Here is a 24,075-nt window from a genome sequence, read left to right as displayed (position 1 = left end):
ATCCTTAATTGACAAATTTTAGTATTTTTTTAGCCTCTTTAAAAATCTCCTCATCAAAAAAATAATTTTTAGAAGATTCTAAACTAACTTTAGCCCGTGTTATCGCAACATAAAGCAAATTTATTTCCTCTATACTAATATAATTATTCTTTTCACTCTTCTTTAACAATTCGCCCCTCAATAACTCTTCTTCAATATCCAAAAAATCATCTTCCAAGACAACATGATCCCATTCAAGCCCCTTACTTTTATGAGCTGAAGTGATGATATAATCAGCGTCCTTTAGTGGATAATCCTTGATATCTCTAACAAATTCAAAAGGATTCATATTTGCATTTAAAAGTCTCAAAAGAACATTTATTCTGCTTTTAGTTTCCACATCTTTTGAATTATTAGCGTACTCAATAATATCAGAGGCACTTTTAAAATTTTTGTAAAACGGATTTCTAATATTCTTTTTAATTTCTTCGTTCTTTGAAAAAACTAGCATCAAATCAACCATTTCATCAAGTTTGTAATTCTTTATACCTCCAACAAAATGTATTTTTTTACCCTGATTTTCATAAGCAAAACAAAAAATCTTTGCATTGGTTCGACATATTATACATTTTTGTTTTTTGGGAGAAAACATTTTTTCTTCACTTTTTTTATTTGAAACAAGAGGTATTTTTGCCCCTGCTAGTTTTAAATAAGGATCAGCAAGGCTAATGATTCTTGTTGGGCATCTAAAAGTCTCACTCAAATATAAAGTTTTAGATTTTGGATTAGACGCAAGAAGCTCTAGAGCATTGATACATCTTCTAAAACCATAAATTTTCTGATAAGAATCTCCAATAAAAACGAGATTGGCACTTTGTCTTACAATGATATCAAACATTACTGGATTAAGATCTTGAGCTTCATCGACCAAGATGTAATCATAGCTTAATTTCGGGAAAGCGAGTTGATACATTTTAAGATAAAAATCATGTTCAAATGGCATTGAATTGTTATATAAAATATCATTCCATAAAACTGAAAGTCTATCTGATATTTCTGTATCAACCTCTCCTTTGCTCTCTCTTGTAATTTCTTTAATTGTTTTGTTAGAAGTTAAAAATTTATAGAAAAGATCCATTAATGCACTATTTTTCTCATAATTAGGATTTTTAAAATACTTACTCAGATGAAATGGTTTTAAAGATGCATTTTTCTCTAAACGATCTTTATATGCAATACCAATATTCTGATAAGCCAATGAATGAATCGTAAGACATTTTACGTTAAGTCCCTCGAATTTTTTAACAGCTTCTTTTGCCATTGATGAATTGTAGGCAAGATATAAAATATTTTTATTTTTTCTTGCTTTACAGTATTCAACCAATGTAGAAGTTTTACCCGTCCCAGCATAAGCATTTACAAGCAATATTTTATCTTGATTGGCAACAATTTTTTTTTGCTCAAGAGTTAATTGATTCAAATAAATTCCTTTCTAAACCTATCTCATCATCTTTTATCCCATACAAAAAATCGCGAAAAGAACTCTCAGTGAAATCAAAAGGAGCTTTAGAACAAAACAATACATGGATAATTTCAAAACAAAAACATTCAATAGACTTAACACTATCAAGATGAATTATCTTTTTTGTATCGATATTCATAATTTTTAAAGAAAGGCGATATTTTTCATAGGCCCAATGATTGTTATTCCCTTCTTGTATTTTTTTAGAACAAATACTGACCCTTAATTTAAGATTAGTCTTTTTGATTGTCTCAATCAAATAATCATAAGCTCTCTTAAAGTCAAAATCAATCTGATAACGTATAGAATTTTCATCTAACAAGAAACTATTATCTTTTCCCCATCTTTCCCATTCCTTTAAACACACAAAACATAAATCATCTCTTATTTTCTTATTGACATTTTTACCATAATTTTTTTGTAAATCTTTAAAACGATAAGTCAGATTATCGCTTATTAGCCAATTATTTTTCTGCATTTATCTCCTTTATTGTAATTCTATAGTTTTATCTTGAAAATCACTATTATTTTGATTAAAGTGTTCTTTTTTGTCAATTTCACTTCCAACTGTTGTGTTAAATTTCTGATTTTCAATCTCTTTGTTTTGAGCCTTACCGCTAATTGGCAATGACTCTTTTTTTTGAAAATCACTTAAAATTTCAACTGAATGATTCAAAACACTTAATTGCTTAGAAGTATCATCATCAACAACTTTCAACAACTCTTTAATTACACTATAATCTAAGTTTTTGACTTCTAGATTATCGTTAATATAGTTCCTTTTAATTCTTTCGGCATTGCCTTTTACCATTTCGGCTTTTCGGTTGATCGCATTGATAGCCTCTTGGATTGAAATAGCTTTTTGAAAAGCATTTGCCAGCTCTTTTTTGCTCCCATTTAATTCATATACAAGTCCTTGAAGTTTTATAGCATTTTCTTTTGAATTCTTTTGTGCTTCTTCAAGTATTAATATCCTAGAGCTTAGATCAGAAATTTGTTTTTTATACTCCATAACATCAGTCTTAAAAATAACCTTTCCAAAAAAAAGACCTACAACAAAGACTCCCAATACAACTATGAGTATTAAAATCTTATTGTTTTTTGATGTGTGTATTTTCTGCTCATCAACACAATGAGTCTTAGTATTTTTTTGATTAAACATTTTATTCCTTATACTTTATAAAAATCCTATTTGAGCCACTTGATTATTCTTTATAACATGTTGCAATCACATTCACATCATAACTCCTTATTATTTTTTTCTAACATCTTTTTTCTAAAATTTTCCATTTTATCTTGATGATCACCACCAAAACCAAATAAAAAACCGAAAATCAACCAAAGCGATGCAATGAAAAAACCAATAACATTAAAAAGTGGGTCATGAACATCATAACCAAGAAAATTCGTTCCAAGCATCATACAAAAAATAATATAAAAAAATATACCAGCATATGCAAATCTTTTCATCATTTCATAATGATAGCCTATCAAAAAGGCATAATCTTCATTTTTCACTTTTTGTTCATAGTTGCTAAGTCTTCGTTTCCAAGTTTCACTTTTGATTCCCATCATTTTTTGAAGTTTATTAAGCTTCTGAGTGACAGTTATTTCATCATTATCTAAAGTTTGTTTTGAAACAAAAATGGTTTTTTTGTTCTCTTTGTAGTACCTAAGACAATCACCTAAATTATCTCCATCAGTTCCTTTGAATAAATAATAATTTGGAAACTTTGGTAGCAAATAAAATTTTATTAATAAATATATTAAGGGCATTAACAATACAGAACATAAACAAAGAATGAAAAAAGGATCTTTAAAGGGTTCATTGATGTGATTGAATTTAAAAACCAAACTTATAAAAAATCCGATCAATATAAAAAAAACTGTAAATGAAAACATTTCGAGAATAAGCAATAACTTAAAAGCAAACCACCTTAAAACTAAAAGTAGCCCTTTAAAAGCTTTCTTTACAAAATTTAAAAATACGCTAATATACAAATTATCTCCTTTTTTTGAATTAGCCTTAAGAATCAATCTTGATAAGGCACTCTTAATAACTTGTCTTAAAATCTAAAAAAATTATACAATATTTTTTCATTTACCAAAAATGTATATAATTTTTCCGAGCCTTTAAGGTAATAGGCTCAAAGTTCCTTTCTGAATAAATATTTTTAAAGAAGATGGAAATTCCTCTTCTTTAAATTTTTTAGATTTTTAATCAAATTATTCGTAATAATATTCAATTTTCTGTAATTTCTCTTTACAACTTTCTTTAACTTCACTTTCTTGCTTTAAACCACAACATCAAAGATTAGATATTTTAACAATAATGTTATTTAAGATAATTGCAATTGGACAGACTGACTTTTAAAAAACTCACAAAAACCCATCTAAAATCAACGATCTATTTTTTATCTTAAAAACATACTATGAATGAAATAAAATCGATTTTAGATGCCATTTTGAATGTTCTAGAGAGTATTTTGTATTGAATCTAAATGAAAAAAATCAAATTCAAAAATTTTAATTTCAAAATTTATTTTTTATTTTTTTTTTTTTTTTTTTTTTTGAAAATTTTTCTATTTAATGATTTTAGTACATAGCATGTTTATATAACATGTTATTTAATATGAATATTATTTAACATGTACCGTTTAACATGAATTTCGTTTATTATTTAACTTTTGAGATATGTTTTTCCTAAAAAGGGGAAAAATGTATATAGTAGTCTAAGGTTTTAATGCAATTGAAAACCTTAATTTTTTTTAAGTTCTTGAAGAAGAGCTATCGGAACGTTTTATATTCGACCAAGCGATATAAATAGTGAATTATGCTATACTTTACGTTATACTAAAGTATAATTATACTCTATTATCAAATATTGTCAAGTCAAATTATTAACATGTTATTAAGTTAAATAAAATTTAAAAATTTTTATTTTTATTTTTAATTGCAAAATTTCTAAAAAAGTAAGAAATTAAAAATTCAATAAAAATCTTGAATTGATTTATAAGTTCTCAACCTCCGCTAATTAGGGAGAATCATTTAGAAATTTAAATCTGACTTGAAATCATTTCTTTTTTGTGATATGATTTATACGTAATTTTGAAAATAAATTTTTATGTTCTTTATATCTCTTTCTTTTTTGTTTATCGCATATTACAAACAAAGTAAATTTGTTAATATTCATCATCAAACAAAATCATAAAGAATGATATAAAAAAACAAAACGTAATAAATTTTATATCAAATACCATAATATTTATTCTTTACAAAAAGGATTTCTATGTTTAATAAGATTATTACCTTATTGGTATTTTTCTCAAGTTTTGCTTTTGCCGCACAAGGCACTTTATTCATTGATTATTTTCCTGTTTATACTTTTGGTGATGTTGATCTTTATAGACAAGCTTTAAACATTGTCGCAATGATTATGGGAAGTGGAGACTATTATGCTTTCATGGTTTTGGCTTTTGGTATTGGAGGAATAGTGGCTGTACTTTATGGTCGTATAGGATTAAGAGGACTTGAAGAAATAAGCACTCCAGGAGTTTTAAATTTTTTTAGTTCTCGATATGGAATACTCCTTATAATTGTAGTGCTGGGTCTTGCTCCTGAATTTAGAGTGAGTGTTTATTTGCAAGATCAAAGATCTTATTTTTCAGGCACAAACACTGGTCCAACTAAAGCTAAGATTGATAATGTTCCCTATTTACTTGCCCTTCCCTTTTCTCTTTTTAGTTCATTGCAACTTCCTTTAATAAATCTTGTAGACTCTACCTTTACAGACATCAATGGCACGAGATTTTCACAAATTGGTTATCAGAAAAATTTTGAAATCATTATGAATAAAAAAGCATGGGTAGATTTTAAAAGAATGGGTGAACAAGGATTGATGTTTGAGCAGAAATTAGGAGATTATATTGGTGATTGCGTTTTTAGAGCAATACAAATAAAGAATGTTCCTAGAGATTTATATATCGGAGAAGGTAGAATCACTCTAGAGAGCATAGCACCTGATAATTTTAAAAGCAAATTTACAAATAAAAGCGTAATGGAGGGGCTCAAAACAACAAGTGGAAAAGAATGTTCAGTTGAAGCCTGGGGAGAAGTAAAGGATCATTGGAGATATTTAAAACCCAACTTTGAAAAAAGAATTTTGCTTCAAGCTGGAATCACAAAAAGCGAAGATGAGTTTGTAAAAAATATTTCCAAAGATATGGGCTTAGAATTTCTTCATGATAGTGTCTCTGGTCTAAATGGATTTTTAAATCTTACTCTTAAAAATGCAATGCAACCAGTTGTGGATAGAGCAATTTATAAAGATAGTTTAGGACTTACAGGAGCTACTGCTGAGCTCATTGCTCGTAATAAACTGAAGGTCGATGCAGAGTTAGCAAGTGGTTCTGCAATAGCTTCAGCTGCAACCTTCCTTGAAAAAATTCCTCTTCTATTTAATTTTTATGAAGCTCTAGCTCTTTCAGTTTTTCCATTTTTTTTATTAAGCTTAGTAATACAAGGTGGTACTAAAGCTTTAAAAATGTATGCTCTTTATTTCATCGGACTTGGTGGAGTTGTTCTTGAAAGAATAGCTTTAGCAATCTCTCATGATTTTTATACAAATTTAACAGCAAGAGATGTTTATGAAAAAGTAATAGGATTGGCTAGAAATACTGTAGTAAGTGGGGGAGAAATGGTTTATGATCAGTCCTATTATGATTACATTGCCATGCAAAATGGCTTATTAGCCTCATCATCAACTATGGCTTCTTTTTTAATTATTGGAATCGTTATATCTGGTACCTTAAAGTCTTTTGGAATGATTGCAAAAGCAGGAGCTAATGCCGCCGCTGCTAAAGCAAATATGAATGCTGAGATGGCAAAAGAGGAACAAATTAAATCGGACATATCTCAAAAGATATTAGAAACTACAGGATTAACCCCTGCAGAATTTGAATATAGACAAAAAATAATGCAGGGCATTGAACAGAACAATGCGGCATTTATTGAAAATATAAGATTCCAACAAGCTAGAGAAGCATCTGCAGCTCAAATTGCACAAGGCACACAACAAATTGCAGCTTCAGCCGCAATAGGAACAGATGCGATCAATAATGGTCTTGGACATGCTAGAACTTTAGGAACTGATTTAGCAACCCAACAAATCAATCGAGCTGAAGGACTACAAAAAGCAGGAATCTATGATGAGTCTGGAAATATAAGAAACAACAGAGAAGGCAGTCTTTATCAACAAGGCATTGAAAATCAATCTCGAATATCTGCCAACCAAACCATCGGAATAGGCAAAGAAGAACTAGATACAGCTAAAATGAATGCAATCCAATATGGAGCACACGCAGGAATTAAAAATCAAATCGCACAAGGACATGCTTTAAGAAATGTCTATGGTAAGGATTTAGAAGGTGGAGTTGGTAGTGGTGGGCAAGGCTATTCACAAGTAAGTGAAAACAATGCTATAGATGCTGCAATATCTCAATCAGCGAAATCTAAAGCTTTTAACGCCATTAACTCTACTAATGGTACCAAGCAGATCTTTAATAGAAGAGAAAGTAGTGCTGAAGTTGCTTACGCTAATGAAATGGGGCAAGGCAAAGCCAATGCAAAATACCTTAAAGACAATGGAGGAATAAAAGGAGTTTCTGATATCGCAGCAACAAATACAGATATGCAAAATATCAAAACCGCTCAAACCGTTCAAAGTGCGAGGGAAGAATTTGGAGATGTTATAGGCGGAAGCGGGAAAGGTAATTACAAAAAAACCGCCTATCAACTTGCTGCCAAATCTCATCAAAGTATGAAAGGTGAAGCTACGAAGATAGAGGAAGACAATTATTATGATCCTGAAAGCGGGAAAAGTCTTATAGAACTTCAGGCAGAGACCACAACCAGTCAAAATCTAAAGGGCTTTCATAATTCTCTAACCAACGTAATGGCAAAAGGCAAAAAAGGAATGAGCAGAGAAAAAGCTGCCACCGAAATAGCCACAGCTGGGGCTAGTGAGATTGGTGAAAAAACCTTTAGTTCAGTTACGAGATTTGATGGTAAAGTTAAAGCAGGGATTGTTGATGAAGATGATGGTAGCTTGAGATCCAATGCCACAATCACTGTTCCTGCAAATGTTGATAAAGATGGAAATGCGGTTGGGGAAGGAACTAAAGAAATTAATTATATGGAACATTTGAGAGATAAAAATGAATATCATGCTAATGAAGAAATAGCCAATGTTGCAAAATTTGAAGACACTTTAAGAGCAAACCTTAAGAAGATGGAAAGTCAGCTTGAAAAGAACACCAAGGGCAATTTTGCAGGAGATCTTATTTCAAATATTGCTTCTGATGCGGCCGTAGGAGCAACAACGGGCGGAATGACAGGTGCGGCAGTTGGAGCTGTAGGAGCTGGAGTTGGAGCTGCACCAGGTGCGGCAGTTGGAGCTGTAGTAGGTGGAGTTGGAGGAGCAATAAGCGGAACTTGGAGGAGCCTTAGTGAAAAAGATGAAAAACAAGCAAACAGATCTGCTGCAAAAGTAGGACTGAATCAAAGTCTTTCCGTACAAGAAGATCTTAAAAACGGGAACTTTGCAGCTGCAGGTCTAAAAGGTGGAATTTCAAGTTCTACTATTGGTTTTGGGGGTATCGTATCATCTGTCTCTGGAACAGGTGGAAATAGCATACAAGGCTCTCAAGCTTCAGGAGTTTCTTACTCTCACAATGAATCTCAAAATTATAGTTATGGCGTCAATGCTTCAGGTGGCTCTGTATTTGCAGCTGCTGCTCAAAGTATGGGTATGGGTATGCATAATTATGCAACCATGAGTTCATCTGTTGCAGCTGCAGGAGCAATAATGGGAGCAGCGGGTATGCTGATGCCTGGTGGTAGATTAGGAAGTGTGCTATCTGATGTAGGGGCTATTGGTGCTGAAAGTTCTTATGCAATAGGTGTGGGTTCTGCAGTGAAGTTAAGAAAAAACAATATCAAGCAAACAAATAAAGAGAAGGACAGTTCTATGAGTAAAATGGCTTCAAGTTATGAAGATTTTACTTCAGCAAAAGGAAACCTAGAAAATATTCAACGAAAAATCAATTCCCTTGATGGCGGAAGAAAATTTGCAAATCTTTCTTCAGAAAGCATTGTTGAAAAACTATATTCAAGGCAATCAGCTTTAAATAACCTTAAAGATCAAAATTCACCCAAAGCTCAAGGACTCAAAAGAGAAATAGCTGCACTTAGCGAATATAAAAATTTAGATTCAGCCCAAAAAAGATTCGAATTTGCAGAAGCAAAATATAACTGGAATAAGGAAAATCTAAGCTCAGAACATCTTCAAGAGTGGAAGAAAAGTCCTTTAAATATAGATTTTAAAAACGCAGACGGCATCAAGAAAGGCGAACAAATGCGATACGAAGAAGGCGGACAAAAAGCTATTCAAGATGCTGCAGAATTTAAATAGATTAAGAAACGGGGAATAAGAAGATTTAGTTCTTCTTAAACCTCATATACCCATCTTCTCCATATGGAGTGACTTTTCCAGCCTCTATCGCATCTGCTAATTCAGAAGAAGAACTAAATCCTAAGTCTTGAGCTCTATCTGTCCATTCCCCGTTTCTTAATCTTTGTACTGCAGCATCTTGAAACTTTTCTTGGTAGCCTTCTTCGTATTTCGCGTCGTTCGCATAACCTTTCTTGATGCCGTTTTGATAAGCTTTTTCGCCTTCTACTAAACAATACGCTATAGCATCTTTTTCTTTTTCAGTTGGTTCATAATCCTCAACATCAGGTATATATGGTTTTTTATTTGGTTGTGTCAGCTCATTCCACCACCAGCCATTCCAAAAATCACTACTCATTTTTTACTCCTTTATTAAAATATCAGTTATATTAACAAAAGAGATATTAAAAATCAACATGGCAAAAAATCAATCGTTAGTCAGGAAAAATGAATCAGAACAATGGGGTTTTTCTAATCAAAAAACTATATAAACATTTTTTCTGTTTATAATTTAAAGATACAATACAACGAATTTAAATCGCAAAAGGAGTGCTTGATGTTAGTGTATTTTAGTGTATCAGGCTTTTATTCTTTTGGAAAAAAAGAACAAACTGTTGATTTTAGAGCAAAACCAAGATCCCGCTTGGCAAATACAAAATATGAATATAACTTCAATCTTTCAAATAAGTATAAGCCTATGAAATCTGCTGTATTTTTTGGACAAAACGCTTCGGGAAAAACAAATCTATTTTTAGCAATAAAAACCTGTCTATCCATTATAAAAAAAGGGCTTAAAGCCACTATAGAAGAAAGTGAAGATTTTTTTCAAAATGCCCTCAATAAAAAATGTAATTCTATAAGCTTTGGGTTAGGCATAACTGAAGGAAATCATCTTTTTGAGTTTTTTATCAAATTTGATAAAAATTTTGTGATTGAAGAATTTTTAAAAATAGATGGTGATAAAATTTATGAACTCAAAGATCATGAAATTGAGTTTAATCGGAAATTATTTTTTGAGATTCCTGAAATGTCTAAGATGATAACTAATTCTCTTTTAGCAGATGATTCAGAAACTATATTGATAAGATTGAAATTTCTACCATTATTAAGAGTAGATGATTTTTTCAAATGCACTGATAAGATCATGCTTCAAATGACAAGTAGTTACTCAAAAAACTATTTGATGAATTTCACAGAATCTAAAAAGCAGTTTTTTGAGGAAAACAAAGAAATCATACTTGATGTTTTAAGTCTTATTGATGCGAGTATTACGGATTTTAAGTTTCATGAGAGTCTTAAAGATCAAGAACAAAGATATGATATTTTAATCCAAAGAAATGAAATGTTCTTTAGATTTCAGATAGAATCTGAAGGAGTAAAAAAGATCATTCAATTAATGATTTCTATAGTAGATTTAATAAAGCATAATAAAATATTAATTATTGATGAATTGGATTCTTCTATAAGCACATATGCTCTTATTAGGCTTTTTAACGAATTGATTAATACTCAAGAAAATTCATCTGGACAGCTCATTGTTTCTTCTCATAATATAATGCTCTTTGATATATCATTCTTGAATTCTCAGCAAATTTTTATAACTTCTAAAGACATTGATTTTTGTACGCAGATAAAAAGTTTTTATGAGTTTGATGTTAGAAGCGAGAAGAAAAATGCTTATTTAGATTATTTGAAGGGTTTTTACAATGAGTAGCAATCCTAAGAATATTAGAAAGATTTTTATTTTATGCGAAGGAAAAACAGAAGAAATATATTTAAAAGGCTTATTCGATGGATTTTTACCTTCTAGTAGATATGCCTTGAATTCAACAAAAAAGAATAGCTATAAAAATTTTCAATACCTTATACAAAGAAGCGAGAAGCTGTATGATATTTTTATAGTTATTATGGATTTAGATAGAGCAAAAGCAGATGAAACGGAATATAAACATTTAGAGAAACTAATCAGTGTCATTAAAAAAAGAAAGAACAAGAGTCATATATTTTTGACACATTCAAATTTTGAAGACTGGCTCAGACATCATTTTAAACCGCCTATTAAAAAAGAAAAATTAGCAGAAAAACTAGGGTGCAAAGATACTGGCGAATTAAAATCAAAAGAAGATATATTTCAAATAATTCAAAACACAGGTGGCTCTATAGAAAATGCAGAGAAGTATTTTAAGGATTTAGCATTGTTTTGCGATAAAGATTTAAATATCCATAAAAATAATAAAAACTCTCTTCAAAGTAATCTTTTTTATTTTAGAAAACATATTGAAGCGATATTTTAATCCTTGAATATTTTTGCAGCTAAGTTTTTGTGCTGACTTGCGATATTTTATAAATATTTTTTTGATATAATTCCTTCACGCCAATAGTAGTAGTTAGCGTAAAAGGCTGAGAACGTTTGGAACCTTGTGTGGGATAGCCCATCTCTTTTTGAGGTGGGTTTTTAATTTTCAATGCCTCTCTATCCTCTATGATCTAAATTATTTAATTTATAAATCTCAAATAAAATTATTTCTATATCTTATTTCAAACCTCTTTATTCTTTTTGCTTCATGGTGTGCTTTAAAATTGACAAAGGTTTATATAAATTGACAGAACACTTAGAATTATATATAATCCATATACCTATTAAATTTTAAATGGAATAAAAATGGCTAATGAGAAAAACACAGAAATACTAGTAAGGGAAATGCTTTTTGAACAAGGATATTATAATGATCCTAATGTAATAGTAGAAGAGCAATCTTCTAAAAATCCTAAAATAGATAAATTGCTCAAGTTTGCTTCTAAAAATGGAAAAGGCAAGGGGTATCCTGAATTTATCATTCAATTTAGAAATAGTCCGCAGATAATTCTTATAGAATGCAAGGCCAATGTGTCTAAACATGAGAGTCCAAAAAGGGACAAATACAAAGATTATGCCGTAGATGGTGTCTTGTTATATGCAAATTATTTAAAAGATGATTTTAATGTTATAGCTATTGCAGTGAGTGGAGAAAATCAAAAAGAAAGGAAAATATCTAACTTCCTTTGGCTAAAAGGTCATTATACTTATAAAGACTTGCAAGATAAAAACTTCTTAAGCCTGAATGATATTGCTAGTATCATTACAAAACAATCCCTCCCAATAACAGAAGAAAAGCTCAATGAAAAAGCCATGGATTATAATTCTTTTTTACATGAGAACTCTATACCAGAAGTAGAGCGTTGTACCCTTATTAGTGCTATTCTTGTGGCTTTAGAAGATGAGCCATTTTTGCAAAGTTATTTATCTTATTCAAATAATCACGATTTAATTTTCAATCTTATTGGTGCTTGTGAAAGAGTATTGAAATCAAATCATCTTGGTTATCAAAAAATAGATGTCATTATCGGAGAGTATTCTAAGTTCAAAAACAATTCAGATTTTTCTTCTGAAATCAAGTATGATAAAAAAACAAAGAAACAAGAAAAAAATACCATTTTAAGAGATTTTATTTCAAAAATAAGAGAAGATATTCTTCCTTATATTGGTCATAGTCAATTTGATGTATTAGGAAAGTTTTATACTCAATTCATTCGATATGCTGGTAGTGATAAAAAAACTGGTCTTGTTTTAACACCATTTCATATCACAGATTTTTTTTGTGAAATAGCGGAATTAAGCCAAAATGATACTGTCTTTGATCCTTGTTGTGGAACAGGTGGATTCTTAGTTTCTGCTATGAATTACATGATCAATCAATCAGGAAACAATACAGATAGGCATACTAAAATCAAATCTGATCAGTTAATTGGAATTGAAAAACGATCTGATATGTTTGCCCATGCTTGTTCTAATATGATGATGAGAGGTGATGGGAAAAGTCATATCTTTTATGGCAGTTGCTTTGATGAAAAACTAAAAGAACAAGTTAAATCTTTAAAACCCACTCGAGGTTTTTTAAATCCTCCTTATCAAGATGGCAATGCTGATGAACAACTTGAATTCATAGAAAACACTTTAGAATGTCTTGAGAAAGATGGTATTTGTGTGGCAATATGCCAAATGTCTACTGTTGTTTCAGATAAAAACTCTGTCAAACTTTTAAAACAAAGATTATTGGAAAAACATACTTTAAAGGCTGTATTTTCTATGCCTAATGATCTTTTTCACCCTGTAGGTGTTGTTACTTCTATATTGGTGTTTCAAGCTTATAACCCACACAATAAAGATAATCCAGTATTTTTTGGATATTTTAAAGATGATGGTTTTATCAAGAGTAAAGATCAAGGAAGAATTGATAAAAATAAAAAATGGATGGGCATTAAAAAGCGATGGTTAGATACTTATAAAACACTAAAAGAAATTCCTGGTCTAAGCATCATGCAACAAATAAGCTATGAAGATGAGTGGTGTGCAGAAGCCTATATGGAAACAGATTATTCATCTTTTACAAAAGATATTTTTGAAAAAAATATAAAACAGTATGTGGCATTTAATATGCTAAATTATGATATAGAGGTTACGAAAAACAACTGTTCTGATTTGAAAATGTCAATAGATACAAAATCTTGGAAATACTTTAACCTTAATCATCTATTCAATGTCTCAAGTTCAAAAACAACACCTCTTGAAACCTTAAAAGAATATGGAACTGGAAAATATCCATATGTTAGCACTCAATCAACAAATAATGGAACACGTGGATTTTATGCTTATTACACAGAAGAAGGAAATGTTCTAACAGTTGATTCCGCTATTACGGGTTATTGCAGCTATCAGGCATATCAATTTTCAGCAAGTGATCATGTTGAAAAATTGATTCCTAAATTTCAAATGAATAAATGGATAGCTTTATTCTTAAGCACCATCATCAACCTTGAACATCATAGATTTAGCTATGGAAGAAAAGCAAGTCAAACACGATTAAAAAAATTATCAATCAAGCTTCCTGTTGATAAAGAAAATAATCCTGATTGGGAATTTATGGAAAACTATATAAAAACCTTGCCCTATAGTTTAAGCTTGTAGAAAGCAGGGGGCACTGATGCTACTTTAGAAGATCGGAATAATCCCCAATAGGAAGAATGAGAAAAAAGACAAGGTAAAACATTGCACCAAAAAAACACATGCCTGAAACAATCATAATTTTTTCATCGTAACTCCAAAGATAAATAAAATAACTACTAACCACAAGAAAAATCACTAATACAGTTTCAATAAGCATAAAGACTCCTTAATTATTTTTTAATAAGAATATTTTAATATAAAAATAAACCTAAATCAACATAAAATTTGATTGAATCCCTACATAAGGGGCGAACAAATGCGATACCACGAGGGCGGACAAAAAGCTATTCAAGATGCTGCAGAATCTAAAAAAAATAAGTAAAATTAGAAAAGTCTTAAGGATATAGTGATTCCATCAAAATTAAGTGGTCAATGCACCTAATTCTTTAGCAATATTTTGAATTTTTTCTATGGCACTCCATTTTGCATCAATCGCCGACTTGATTCTTTCGGAAATATCTTTAATTTTTTCTTTGTTTTTATGGATAGGTAATTTTAATTCCCTCCATCTATCTGCGATGTTAGGAAGAGTTGTTTCTATGAGTATTTTATTTTTTGCCTGTTCTTGAGTGATTTGATGACTCAACAAATAAAGAAGGTAATAAGGAGTAATGCCGAGTTTGTTTTGTTCTTTTACCCTTAGTACAAGTATCTCTCTAGTTAAAAGAACTTCTGTATCGAATCTTGACACCATTGCTACACTGCCAATTCGATAACTTCCTCTTCTGACATACAAAATATCACCCTCTTGTAATCTTTTACTTTCTTTATGCATTTCTTGATAAACTTTCAATGGTATCTTAGAAGTCGGATCTTTGTATATTTCCCAATTAACAATATCTTTTACTCTGATGTAAGGTATTTCTCCTTTTCCCTTATTCTCCGATTCAGGAGATCCATGTCCATCAAAATAAGTTATTATTTTTGAGGTGATAAGATCATTTATGCTTATAAGTTCACAACCTTCTTTTTCTGCAAACTGCCCCAAATCCTCTTCTTTTTTCTTCCAATAATATCTTGGGACATAGACTTTTGTTCTTTGAACTTCTTGAGATTCTATCCAAAAAACATATTTTCCATCGAGGGTTTTGTTATGAAGAAGAGATGTTTGGATCCAGTGCTGTTCTTTGTGAATAGGTAATTGAGCTTTAATATGATTGATTTCATCTATGATTAAAGGTATATCATCCCAAAGTTCACCTGATGACTCTTCATCAATACTATTCCATCTATAAATTTCTTTACCTTGATGATCATGCCCCATCTCTTGCATTGCACACATCATTATTTTTTCTTGTTGAGGCTTATTTTTTTGTATAAAAATGGCAATACATTTTGCATTATTATGAGGTCTAAAAGTATTATGCGGCAAATCAATCAAACAAAAAATATTATGTTTAGCCATAAACTCCATCACATATCTTGCCATAGGAGCATGAAAATAAGTCTCTGGTATGATAATTCCTAACCTTCCTCCTTCTTGAAGAAAATCCAAGCATCTTTCTATAAATAAAATTTGAGGAGGCATTTCAGTATTTTGATTTGAAGTGATTTTAAAGCCATCATCTTCTTTTTTCCATTTTTTAGCAAGTTTGTATTGCGAAAGCTTATCAATTCCAATCACTTTAATATCTTTTCCAAAAGGTGGATTTGCCAACAAGCAATCAAAAGAATTTAATCTAATAGATTGTTGAGTGTTCCTTGCCCAATTTTCAGGTTTTTCCAAGCTATCTTCGCAAAAAATTCCTCCTTTGCCATCACCTAGTATTGCCATATAAGCCTTGGCCACTTTTGAGAGAAAAGAGTCCTTTTCTATTCCATAAATTTTGCTCATTCCAGCTTTTTGTTTTTCTTCATTTAAAGCCAAATTACCCCAGTTTAATTTATTTCCTTGCTCATCAAGTGCTTTCCAAATATGTCTTAATGATTCAACTATAAATCCACCTGAGCCACAGGCTGGATCTATAATCATCTCATCAGGCGTTTGATCTAATATTTCAACCATTAGTGTGACAATATTTCTAGGGGTAAAGAATTGCCCTTGTGGTCCTTTTAGGGCATAACCAATAAAAGTCTCAAAAGCATCTGCTATCACGTCTCTTTGAGCATCTACCAAACAATAATTCTGTAGCTGTCCTACAACATAATAAATTGAATTTGCATCTAATGTGATGAACTCATTGAATTCTATAATATCTTTATACTTTGCTTTGACTTTTATGAAAATCTCATCAATTCTTTTTTTGACGATAATAGGCTCTTCATCTACACCCGCCCTAAAATCAACTATCTCTTCATAAGACTTAAATTTTTCATCATAAAGCTTTGTGAATATAATATTTATTAATTGTCTGGCAAGTTCTTCATCTCGTGTTGTTCCAACCGCATTTCCCGCCAAATGGCTTCTTAATATCCTAAATATTGTTTTTAGATTATGTGGAACAATCAAATCTCCTCTTTTAAAATTTCCTATATCTTGAACTCTTTCACCTCTTTTTGGAATATTGGGAATTTGTTGAAAATCTATCCCATTTGATTTTGTAATTTTTTGGATATAAACTGGTGTATCATTTCCATTAAACCAAACACCTAATTCTGCAGAAGAGAGTTTGAGGTAATCTTTAAGTTGTTTGAGACCATCTTTTTGTGTCTTCTTCTTGCATTCAACAATAATATATAGATCTTCATCTTTTTTTTGATCATTCTTAAAAATCGCTATATCAATTGGGTAATTTCCATTTTTATCAGATGGAGAAGATTTTACTCTCCATTGCGGTCTTGTTTGTATTTGGTCTTTTGTATAAAAATAATCTTGTATTAAAATCTTTGAAAATGGTTGTGTCGCATCAATCTCCTCTGGAGTTCCTTTTATTTCTTTTCCAGAAATGAAATCTATAATGTAGCCATCTTTATTCGAATATTGAGTGTTCCTCTCTTCTGTATGACGCTCTTTCATTAAACCTCTTCTCTCTCTTTAATATTGATTGTATTATATAATATTTTTATATAAGTGTAAAATATATTCTTTCTTAGGATAATTTTTTTTCTAAAAACTTAGTATCTACCTTTTAGTACTCCAGTATTACTTTTATACAATTTTTATAGTTCAAGTATCATTTTGTCAAAATGGATTCTTTTATAGCTTTAATTTAAAACAAAAGTCGCCTTAAAATGGATAACATAGAAAGTATATAAAAACTCTGTCCCATATCGTCTCTTTAGAGCAAGTGAACAATTTAACGTCTTACTAAATGAAGAAGGTTATTTTTGGTGTATTTATGAAAATAAATAGATAAGGAAAAATAAGAGAGCTAGACTATCATAGGGGAAGAGTCTCCCCTTGTCTTAGTGTCAGTATAGTTTGCTTATTAATAAACAAAGTGCTATAATGATTACTAAGACTTTGATAGTCTTTGATTCAAGCATATTCAATCACCTCATTTCGAGGTTATAAATTTGCCCGAGAGGTTCTGGCTCTCTGGCAAAACCTCATATAGATTATATCAAATTCCTTTTCACTTCAGTATATTTTATCTCACTTGATTTTACATATAAAATGACTTGAAATCTATAAAAATATGGACAATTTGCTACGCTTCATGAACTTCTTTGCTTAAATTTCTACAATCTAATTGTTTTCTTTAGTTCAACAGAAATTTTTGAGAAGAAATTTAAAAAAAAATAAGTAAAATTAGAAAAATCTTAAGGGTTCGGGGTTTTTAATAAATCAAACAAAATCTTATTCCTATTTTTAGCAATTTGCAATAAATCTTGAGTTGATAGTAGAGTGAGATAGAAAGAATATTTTTTTTCATCATCAAGAAAAATCTTCCCCTCATAGCTGCCTTCAGTATAGACAATGGGTTTAAATGTATCATCATATCTTGATTTTATTTCTTTTTTGATATCTTCAATGTCTGAAATGATATATCCATAAAATTGGCATTTTTCTGCTTTAAAATTCAATCCATTTCTTGTTCTACCTTTTTTAAAAATATCACAACCATAACCGCGAATTTGATCAATCATTTTGCCTGGATTATGAGCTTTTCTTGGTTTTTTTAATTCAATTAAAACAATATTATTTGGTTTATCTTGAGAATCTGCATAAAAATAAAGTTCAATATCAACCTCTTTTTTTCCAGTTTGAGAGTTATATCCTTCTAAAAAATAAGAAAATTTCTCATCGATGAGCCAAAGATTATGCTTTGCTTCTGCTAGATTTATACACCCCCTACCTGTCAAGAGTTCATGAAAGTCATTTTCACTCTTTTTTTCATCTCCTAAAGTATTTTCTAAAAGAAATAAAATATTTTTTCGATGTTTAACATACAGATATAAGGCAGATTTTCCCAATCTAGGATCCATAACACCTTCATTTTTCCAAAAAGCTTTCTCTGCCTCTCCTTTTTCTTTGATTGCATCATTAATATAAACTTCCTTTTTTACAGGTTTATGTCCTGTAACTTTTATGAAGTCTGGCATAAATTCAGTTAAATAGGGGAACTCATTTTGAACATTTTTTAAAATCTTGCAATTTTCTTTTTTCTGTTCTTCTATGGAGTGTGAAAACTCTTTATCCAAAAAATCACAAATTTGTTTTTCTACTTCTTCGCATATTTCAGATGGAATCTTTATTTCTAGCCCATCTAAAGAAATATACTCATCAAAAAGTTCTGAAGATATGTAAATTTTTTTGTTATTAGACTTAAATTGCCTATCATACTTTATTTTATCATTTTCAACTGGCATTTTATGAGCAATAAAAACCAAAGAAATTTTATCACTATCAACCATTAAAATCTCACAAGGGTATGTTTTTTGCCTGACGTGAATAGAAAAAAAATATTTTTTTATATCTTCAAATTTCACTTGAATTTGCTCATTATCTAGCGTTAATTGCATCTTGAGATCATTTAAATCATACAATAGATAAATAAAATTTTCTAGAATCCACGCTTGAAATTTTGATAATTCATTATACTTGTTATTAAAGCCTCCATATAAGCTTTTATTAAAAGTTATTTTAATTTTTGTCCCACTCTCTTCATTGGTTTCTTCTGTTCTTTGTGAAAAAAATGGTAATTGATTTTGAATTTCAGGGTAATCAAAGGTTAATTTTCTAGGCTTTAGCTTATCACTAATCGTCTCAAAAACTGTCTTGCAAGAAAAATACACAATAGCCAACCTTCCTAGTCCTTTTGATGGTAGTTGGTGTGATACTTTAAAATAATTAATACTGGCTATCTCTGAAAATATATCTTTGTCATTTTCAGAAAAACCACAACCATTGTCTTCAACAGTAATGGAAAAATCATTTGGAAGAATATTGATACTAATTTTTGGAATATAATCTGAAGAATTTTCTAGTTCTTTCTTTTTGATAATACAAGCATGGGTCGCATTTACAAGAACTTCTCTTAGAGCAATCTCTATGCCATTTTTTTTATGCTTGTAAATTTTTTCAGCTATATTTTTTAAATTAGCATAACTACTTGGCAATTTTTTTTCCCTTCTTAGATTTTTCTCTTCCTCGTGATTATATCTCATTTTTTTCCTTTTAACAAGTTTTTTGACTGCACTCAATAGAGTGTAAAAATTCTTCAAATTTCTTTAGATTCTCATCATCAACGGAATTGGAATTAAATTGATCATCTTGTTTTTGAAGATGTTTTTTGCTATCACAAAACTTCTGACCAAAATCTAATTCATTTTTTATTGGAGATGGATTTTCTTCTCTATCGCAATCCTGCAATGATGAGTTTTCATATGCACACATAAAACAAAAACACAATGCAAGGAAATAAAAAGCTTTCATAGGAATTCCTTTATTTTCAAATAAAACATTCTAGGGTCAAGATAGTTGTAATAGTTATAAATTAAAGTTCCTATAAAAATCCATAAAAAAACTCCCATAGGACTACAAAAAGCTATCTTAAAATCTTGTTTAGATGGAATAGCTGAATCTATCAACACAAACGCCAAATATAAATAAAATGCACAAGAAAAAAAGCTAAAACCAAAAAATAAAAAATAGGCTCTTAAAACCATATAAACAACAATCAATAAAAGTAGTGGTGCCATTGAAATAGGAAGAGCTTTCCACCAGCTATAAGAGGTTTCAACCCTGCCTAGCATGATTGAGCCATCGCTCATTTTTTTGGGAAATAAAAAAGATATTCTAGGTTTTGCCCTTAACATGAGTGCCATTAAAAAATGGAAAAGCTCGTGCAAAAATGTTCCTAGAAAATAAAATATGAAAACCCCTGTCATTGAATTTAAAAAATATCCTCTTATTTTAAAAAAAGAAATAATGAGAACAAAATCTAAAATGCTTAAATGCCATATATTGGTGTTATTGATAAAAAAATCCATTAAAAATCTTTCTTTCTGATGATAAGAATAGCCGTTGATTTTAAAGGTTCCACTCTGTCGGTCAAAATTGATACTGAATACACATCAGGCATATAAAACATCTCTTCATATAAATTCAGTGACCTTTTTTTATCCTTGTTTAAAGCAAACCATTTTTCTGCTACATAGTATTTGCCTATCAAGGTATAAGATCGAACTAGCTGTAAGTTTTCTTTTTTATAATTGAAAATATCCCTATTCTCAATTTTTTCATAACCTTTCGGAGTCTTATCTCGATAGAGTGCCACTGAAAGAATATTTAAGACTTTTTGATGTTCTCTGTTTTCAAGTCTTTTTACCTCAACGTCACTATTGTTATTCGTGGTGTCAATAAAACTATAATACTCTATACCAACATTTTGAACAATTAAATTAATGATAACAGGATAAGAGCCACCCCATACAATCATTTGCCCAGAACCTAGAACTTTGGAATTGATAATAATTCGATTTCCTTTTTGCTCAAAATCTATAGGAGATTCTGCCTTATTTTTTATTTTATCCATATCAGCAGAGAGATCAAAATCAGCTTTTTTTGCTTGAATTGACTTTAACCCCTTAAAATCAAAAGTTGTGATTTTAAAAGGAAAATCCAAAATAGCGTATTTGCCTTTAGGAATTCTAACCTCCAAAGAGGTTTTTAGATGAATAACTTTCGCTCCCTTTGGAATAATCGTTTTTATAGGTTTTGTTGCTTTTCTATCGGCTTGTGAATTTGAATTTTTAGAAGATGAAGATAAGGGAGTAGAAGCTCTATCATTACCATTGTCTTCCTTTTGTAAATATCCATCATCTCCTGTTATTTTATTTTCTGATTTTTTTTTAGCTTGATTCTTATTGGCGTCTAAAATATATTTATTGATGCGTTCTTGTTCTGTTTGGGCATCTAAATTAAAGAATATTCCCCCCAATAAAAAGAATGATAAAATGATTTTATTCATAATTTGCCTTTTCTTTAGTTTTTAATTCTTGCTCTAAAGCATTTTCTTTATTATAGGTAGTTTCAGGCGGGGCTTCAACCTTGTTTATTTGTTCAAAAGATTTCTCTTTGAGATCTTTCATTATGGAGTCATTATCTATTTTTATTTTATAAGCGTCCTCTTTTTTATCAGGAACCAGATCAATATTAGGTTCTTCTATTAGTTTTGATTTTGCTTTGTCCTCATGACTGCTTTTTGGTACAACTGAATTATCATCAAGACAATTAGTCTTTAACGCATCTTGAATGATTTCTCCATTATTAATAAAAAAATGCATCTCATAAAAACAATCTTTTTTTCTTGTCGCTAAATCAGAAATTTCTTGAATCGCCTCTCCTGGATACAAAACCGTAGCACCATGTCCAGAGTCTTCTATTTTTACTTCAACTTTATTTTCTCTGACTTTAAAATTTTGAGTGATCTTATTGGTTATTATCGATTGATAATAGGCTTCAATTGCAGGTTTCTTCTCTATTAAAACATCCTTATCAAATACAACTAGCCCCCTATCTATATTTTCTCTTATGTTGACTGACGTAAAATTAGCGAAATAGCTTAAAACATAATCGCCCCAAACCTTAAAATAAAGAGGGTCTGATTGCATTTTAGCAATTTTTATTTCACCATAGCCAGGCATCTTAACAAGAGCTACGAGATTGTTAGATAGCTTAAAATATCCATAAATCAATATAAATAATACCAAAAATAAAACTCCAATAAAAATCTGAAAGTATCTATTATTTATAATGACTCTATGGGTATAATCAATAGCCTCCTTACCCATTGAGCCACAATAATCATACTCAGGAACTGGATTTTCCCAGTTAGCGTCTTCTTCTTTTTTGTTCTTTTTATTGTTAATCTCTAAATTCACACTCATATCCTTTTGGTAAAAAATTTGATGGCAACCCTTCTATTCCTTTATATTTGGGCAAAAATAAATTATTAACATACAGCCAATGAAACAAGAATCCCTTTTTGGCATTTTTCTTATAAAATGAATATAAAAAAGTCGTTGCAACAGTAGTAATTATTGAAAATAGGACCAAAACAATAGCTTGAAATCCTAATATAAGAATTCCCAATGCGAAAGAAATAAAAAAGGCCATAAAAATCGTAATCAATGTATCTATTTCTATAGGTCCAATCAACCTCGGGCGATTGATTGTATTTGGAAAAGCAATTGCCTTAGTATTGTTCATTATTTATCCTTCCTAAAGCATTTTTTTGACAAATGAAGATAAGAAGTTTATCGCTCCAAGAATCAAATCAAAGTCAGTAAAAAACACCCAACCAAGAACAACAATTAAGAAAGAAGCTACAATCCATTTCATCTGTACTCCTGCCCAAAACAATCCAAGAGCGGCTACACCAGTGATAAAAATAACAATTGGCAGAAAATATTCTCTAGCTATATCAAAAATAGATTTTGTTACAGCATCAAACAAATTAGCACCAAAACAAAACGACACCCCCAATAATGAAAATAATAATAAAACCCTAACTATAAAACTTCTCTTCATTGTATTTTTTTTCATTTTTTTCCTTTTATTTATAATTCTCCCTGAAGCCTCTTATTTATTGCTTCAGTTCGATCGTATTGAGCATATAAAGCCAACATATTTTCTTCTTGAACTCTCTTGAACTTTCTATTTAGACAGTAAGCAAAAATAGTATAAAACAAACCTACGAACATAGAGAGAAAAAATAAATGTCCTGCCATTTCTGTAAAATCTATTTTTTTTAAAAAATCAACCTTCAACAAGGCAACTTGAATACTCTGAGATTTTAAGAATAAGACCCCTATTCCAATAATGCATAGCCCCAAACAAAACTCTACAGATCGCCAAGAAAACAAAACAATTTTATAAAACTGTTTTGTTTTGGGTTGCTTTTCATCTTCAATCACAAATTGCCTCATTGCATATATGACATATGCATAAAACAACAAAGAAGCAAAAGAAAGGCTCAATGGGATTGGAAACAAAAAACTTGAATACTTATAAAGCTTTTCAATATAAAATCCCAATCCAATTAAGATGGCAGAAGCCAAATAAGTTATAAAAATAAAACTTAAGTTCTTTCCAACAATTTTAAGCATCTCAAACGGCAACATTCTATACTCAGATTCAGTAATATCAATCGTTTTTTGTTCCGCAAAGGAACTTCCAGAAGCATAAAGAGTTTGAATTCTATCTTGCATCTCTTGAATGTCAGAAAAAATTGGGTAAGTATGCCTTTCAGCCTTATCTTGCTGAGAAGTTTGTTTCCAACTCATTGGGTGATTGTTTTTTTCAATAACAGATTTAGGAATTTCTTGTCTAGGGATATTTTTAGGTATTTCCTCTCTAGGTATTTCTCCTTTGGGGATCTCCCCTTTAGGTATTCCTCCGTTAGGAAAATTTTGATCACCTATCATCTTGCCCTCCTTTCCTTAAAATCTCATCTAGCTCTAAAGAAGACTTTTCATAAAAAGCATTAATTTTTTGCTTTAGGATAATGCCCTGCTTAATGTCTTTTTTTGATTTTTTTAATATTTGAGCATCAATCCAAATTGCAAGATTATAAAACTTCAGGCTTTCTGGATTTTTAAAAATGCTATGACTTCTTCTCATTTGTTTTACTC

Annotated in this window: 21 protein-coding genes; 4 read left to right on the top strand and 17 right to left on the bottom strand. The window is 30.3% G+C overall.

Translation table 11 applies throughout. The features are described 5' to 3' along the window. Positions 1–4: 4 nt before the first annotated feature. The 4 genes from BKH42_RS03605 to BKH42_RS03590 all read right to left on the bottom strand — a co-directional run bounded on the left by BKH42_RS03605 (position 5) and on the right by BKH42_RS03590 (position 3,244). Complete coding sequence (locus BKH42_RS03605) at positions 5–1,459, bottom strand: UvrD-helicase domain-containing protein (RefSeq protein WP_095294996.1); 1,455 nt, start codon at positions 1,457–1,459, stop codon at positions 5–7. Then, on the bottom strand, positions 1,440–1,979 hold the full coding sequence (locus tag BKH42_RS03600; protein ID WP_095294995.1) for a hypothetical protein: 540 nt from the start codon (positions 1,977–1,979) through the stop codon (positions 1,440–1,442). Before BKH42_RS03600 ends, BKH42_RS03605 begins: the two co-directional genes overlap by 20 nt. A gap of 9 nt (positions 1,980–1,988) precedes the next feature. After that, on the bottom strand, positions 1,989–2,663 hold the full coding sequence (locus BKH42_RS03595) for a hypothetical protein (RefSeq protein WP_095294994.1): 675 nt from the start codon (positions 2,661–2,663) through the stop codon (positions 1,989–1,991). A gap of 77 nt (positions 2,664–2,740) precedes the next feature. Then, the gene (locus BKH42_RS03590; protein ID WP_143428558.1) at positions 2,741–3,244 is read right to left on the bottom strand and encodes a hypothetical protein; all 504 of its coding nucleotides are present in this window, start codon (positions 3,242–3,244) and stop codon (positions 2,741–2,743) included. Positions 3,245–4,790: 1,546 nt separating this feature from the next. Between BKH42_RS03590 and BKH42_RS03585 the strand changes: the two genes are divergently transcribed. Further along, a complete protein-coding gene (locus BKH42_RS03585) occupies positions 4,791–8,972 on the top strand; it encodes a conjugal transfer protein TraG N-terminal domain-containing protein (protein WP_095294991.1) in 4,182 nt (1,393 codons plus the stop codon). A 25-nt stretch (positions 8,973–8,997) separates the two neighbouring features. Here BKH42_RS03585 and BKH42_RS03580 read toward each other — a convergent pair whose 3' ends face one another. Beyond that, positions 8,998–9,369: a hypothetical protein gene (locus tag BKH42_RS03580; RefSeq protein WP_095294989.1), complete on the bottom strand. Its 372-nt coding sequence runs from the start codon at positions 9,367–9,369 to the stop codon at positions 8,998–9,000. Positions 9,370–9,567: 198 nt separating this feature from the next. Here BKH42_RS03580 and BKH42_RS03575 point away from each other — a divergent pair, with 198 nt between their 5' ends. Both BKH42_RS03575 and BKH42_RS03570 read left to right on the top strand, forming a co-directional pair. Continuing rightward, on the top strand, positions 9,568–10,725 hold the full coding sequence (locus BKH42_RS03575; RefSeq protein ID WP_095294987.1) for an AAA family ATPase: 1,158 nt from the start codon (positions 9,568–9,570) through the stop codon (positions 10,723–10,725). After that, a complete protein-coding gene (locus BKH42_RS03570) occupies positions 10,718–11,305 on the top strand; it encodes an RloB domain-containing protein (protein ID WP_095294985.1) in 588 nt (195 codons plus the stop codon). Before BKH42_RS03575 ends, BKH42_RS03570 begins: the two co-directional genes overlap by 8 nt. A 19-nt stretch (positions 11,306–11,324) precedes the next feature. Here the strand turns inward: BKH42_RS03570 and BKH42_RS09440 are convergent, their stop codons facing one another. Beyond that, positions 11,325–11,477 carry a hypothetical protein gene (locus BKH42_RS09440; RefSeq protein ID WP_180673961.1) on the bottom strand — a complete coding sequence of 51 codons (153 nt, stop codon included), beginning with the start codon at positions 11,475–11,477 and terminating at the stop codon, positions 11,325–11,327. A 196-nt stretch (positions 11,478–11,673) separates the two neighbouring features. Between BKH42_RS09440 and BKH42_RS03565 the strand changes: the two genes are divergently transcribed. Then, complete coding sequence (locus BKH42_RS03565; RefSeq protein ID WP_095294983.1) at positions 11,674–14,016, top strand: N-6 DNA methylase; 2,343 nt, start codon at positions 11,674–11,676, stop codon at positions 14,014–14,016. A 19-nt stretch (positions 14,017–14,035) separates the two neighbouring features. Here the strand turns inward: BKH42_RS03565 and BKH42_RS09435 are convergent, their stop codons facing one another. The 11 genes from BKH42_RS09435 to BKH42_RS03515 form a co-directional block, all read right to left on the bottom strand. Further along, a complete protein-coding gene (locus tag BKH42_RS09435; protein ID WP_180673960.1) occupies positions 14,036–14,212 on the bottom strand; it encodes a hypothetical protein in 177 nt (58 codons plus the stop codon). A 204-nt stretch (positions 14,213–14,416) separates the two neighbouring features. Continuing rightward, positions 14,417–17,011, bottom strand: coding sequence for an N-6 DNA methylase (locus BKH42_RS03560; protein WP_095294981.1), 2,595 nt, complete (start codon positions 17,009–17,011; stop codon positions 14,417–14,419). Positions 17,012–17,757: 746 nt separating this feature from the next. Then, complete coding sequence (locus BKH42_RS03555; RefSeq protein ID WP_095294979.1) at positions 17,758–19,605, bottom strand: ATP-binding protein; 1,848 nt, start codon at positions 19,603–19,605, stop codon at positions 17,758–17,760. Between the two features lie 10 nt (positions 19,606–19,615). After that, positions 19,616–19,873, bottom strand: a complete 258-nt coding sequence (locus tag BKH42_RS03550) for a hypothetical protein (RefSeq protein ID WP_095294977.1) — start codon at positions 19,871–19,873, stop codon at positions 19,616–19,618. After that, on the bottom strand, positions 19,870–20,430 hold the full coding sequence (locus tag BKH42_RS03545) for a hypothetical protein (RefSeq protein WP_095294975.1): 561 nt from the start codon (positions 20,428–20,430) through the stop codon (positions 19,870–19,872). Before BKH42_RS03545 ends, BKH42_RS03550 begins: the two co-directional genes overlap by 4 nt. Beyond that, a complete protein-coding gene (locus BKH42_RS03540) occupies positions 20,430–21,410 on the bottom strand; it encodes a hypothetical protein (RefSeq protein ID WP_095294973.1) in 981 nt (326 codons plus the stop codon). Before BKH42_RS03540 ends, BKH42_RS03545 begins: the two co-directional genes overlap by 1 nt. Next, the gene (locus BKH42_RS03535; RefSeq protein WP_180673959.1) at positions 21,403–22,323 is read right to left on the bottom strand and encodes a TraE/TraK family type IV conjugative transfer system protein; all 921 of its coding nucleotides are present in this window, start codon (positions 22,321–22,323) and stop codon (positions 21,403–21,405) included. The genes BKH42_RS03540 and BKH42_RS03535 overlap by 8 nt, the downstream gene beginning before the upstream one ends. Then, positions 22,307–22,651: a hypothetical protein gene (locus BKH42_RS03530; RefSeq protein WP_095294969.1), complete on the bottom strand. Its 345-nt coding sequence runs from the start codon at positions 22,649–22,651 to the stop codon at positions 22,307–22,309. Before BKH42_RS03530 ends, BKH42_RS03535 begins: the two co-directional genes overlap by 17 nt. Positions 22,652–22,663: 12 nt before the next feature. After that, positions 22,664–22,987 carry a hypothetical protein gene (locus BKH42_RS03525; RefSeq protein ID WP_095294967.1) on the bottom strand — a complete coding sequence of 108 codons (324 nt, stop codon included), beginning with the start codon at positions 22,985–22,987 and terminating at the stop codon, positions 22,664–22,666. A 14-nt stretch (positions 22,988–23,001) separates the two neighbouring features. After that, positions 23,002–23,868 (bottom strand): hypothetical protein, encoded by an 867-nt coding sequence (locus BKH42_RS03520; protein ID WP_095294965.1) that lies wholly within the window; start codon positions 23,866–23,868, stop codon positions 23,002–23,004. Continuing rightward, on the bottom strand, positions 23,858–24,064 hold the full coding sequence (locus BKH42_RS03515) for a hypothetical protein (RefSeq protein ID WP_095294963.1): 207 nt from the start codon (positions 24,062–24,064) through the stop codon (positions 23,858–23,860). The genes BKH42_RS03520 and BKH42_RS03515 overlap by 11 nt, the downstream gene beginning before the upstream one ends. Between the last annotated feature and the right edge of the window lie 11 nt (positions 24,065–24,075).

It is taken from the genome of Helicobacter sp. 13S00482-2 (assembly GCF_002272795.1).
Lineage (GTDB): Bacteria > Campylobacterota > Campylobacteria > Campylobacterales > Helicobacteraceae > Helicobacter_J.
The sequence above is the reverse complement of the archived record's forward strand: the minus strand, read 5'-3'. Positions and strand labels throughout refer to the sequence as shown.

Bases quoted from the DNA above. Each gene is read 5' to 3' on its own strand.
- BKH42_RS03600 (WP_095294995.1), bottom strand. From the start codon at position 1,979: ATGCAGAAAAATAATTGGCTAATAAGCGATAATCTGACTTATCGTTTT.
- BKH42_RS03595 (WP_095294994.1), bottom strand. From the start codon at position 2,663: ATGTTTAATCAAAAAAATACTAAGACTCATTGTGTTGATGAGCAGAAA.
- BKH42_RS03585 (WP_095294991.1), top strand. From the start codon at position 4,791: ATGTTTAATAAGATTATTACCTTATTGGTATTTTTCTCAAGTTTTGCT.
- BKH42_RS03580 (WP_095294989.1), bottom strand. From the start codon at position 9,369: ATGAGTAGTGATTTTTGGAATGGCTGGTGGTGGAATGAGCTGACACAA.
- BKH42_RS03575 (WP_095294987.1), top strand. From the start codon at position 9,568: ATGTTAGTGTATTTTAGTGTATCAGGCTTTTATTCTTTTGGAAAAAAA.
- BKH42_RS03570 (WP_095294985.1), top strand. From the start codon at position 10,718: ATGAGTAGCAATCCTAAGAATATTAGAAAGATTTTTATTTTATGCGAA.
- BKH42_RS03565 (WP_095294983.1), top strand. From the start codon at position 11,674: ATGGCTAATGAGAAAAACACAGAAATACTAGTAAGGGAAATGCTTTTT.
- BKH42_RS09435 (WP_180673960.1), bottom strand. From the start codon at position 14,212: ATGCTTATTGAAACTGTATTAGTGATTTTTCTTGTGGTTAGTAGTTAT.
- BKH42_RS03560 (WP_095294981.1), bottom strand. From the start codon at position 17,011: ATGAAAGAGCGTCATACAGAAGAGAGGAACACTCAATATTCGAATAAA.
- BKH42_RS03555 (WP_095294979.1), bottom strand. From the start codon at position 19,605: ATGAGATATAATCACGAGGAAGAGAAAAATCTAAGAAGGGAAAAAAAA.
- BKH42_RS03550 (WP_095294977.1), bottom strand. From the start codon at position 19,873: ATGAAAGCTTTTTATTTCCTTGCATTGTGTTTTTGTTTTATGTGTGCA.
- BKH42_RS03545 (WP_095294975.1), bottom strand. From the start codon at position 20,430: ATGGATTTTTTTATCAATAACACCAATATATGGCATTTAAGCATTTTA.
- BKH42_RS03540 (WP_095294973.1), bottom strand. From the start codon at position 21,410: ATGAATAAAATCATTTTATCATTCTTTTTATTGGGGGGAATATTCTTT.
- BKH42_RS03530 (WP_095294969.1), bottom strand. From the start codon at position 22,651: ATGAACAATACTAAGGCAATTGCTTTTCCAAATACAATCAATCGCCCG.
- BKH42_RS03525 (WP_095294967.1), bottom strand. From the start codon at position 22,987: ATGAAAAAAAATACAATGAAGAGAAGTTTTATAGTTAGGGTTTTATTA.
- BKH42_RS03520 (WP_095294965.1), bottom strand. From the start codon at position 23,868: ATGATAGGTGATCAAAATTTTCCTAACGGAGGAATACCTAAAGGGGAG.
- BKH42_RS03515 (WP_095294963.1), bottom strand. From the start codon at position 24,064: ATGAGAAGAAGTCATAGCATTTTTAAAAATCCAGAAAGCCTGAAGTTT.